Raw genomic sequence first — 367 nt, 5'->3', positions numbered from 1 at the left:
AACGCTGCGCGCGATCACCTCGGAATGCCGCGCGCGATCAAATCGGAACAGTGCGCGCGATGACCTCGGAATCCGCACATCCTTGCAGAACGATATGACCGCGTTCCAGAAGCAAGCTCCGGATCTGGTTCATCAGCGAGGTGCGGTCACCGACGAGTTGGTCACGAATGCGGTGCAGGGACTGCATGTCGAGTTGTTCTTCGCACTTTAGTTCAACAAATCGCATCGTTGGCCGGGTCGCCGCTTCTGCGATCGCCTCAGCATCGCGGTCGTCGTTCTTCTGGGCCTTGACTAATCACGAGGTCCCCATAATGCGGAGGAACGCGGCCTGATTGGCGGATTTTCGCCATTCTTGGCCATGCTCCTC

At 58.3% G+C, this 367-nt stretch carries 1 pseudogene; it reads right to left on the bottom strand.

Annotated features, from left to right (window positions below):
• Positions 1 to 79: 79 nt before the first annotated feature.
• Positions 80 to 292: pseudogene (locus NJ75_RS24150) on the bottom strand (IS110 family transposase); the annotation flags it as partial.
• Positions 293 to 367: the final 75 nt, after the last annotated feature.

Origin of the sequence: Novosphingobium subterraneum, from assembly GCF_000807925.1 — a bacterium.
In the GTDB taxonomy this organism is placed as follows: domain Bacteria; phylum Pseudomonadota; class Alphaproteobacteria; order Sphingomonadales; family Sphingomonadaceae; genus Novosphingobium; species Novosphingobium subterraneum.
This window is presented reverse-complemented; position numbering and strand designations above follow the sequence as displayed.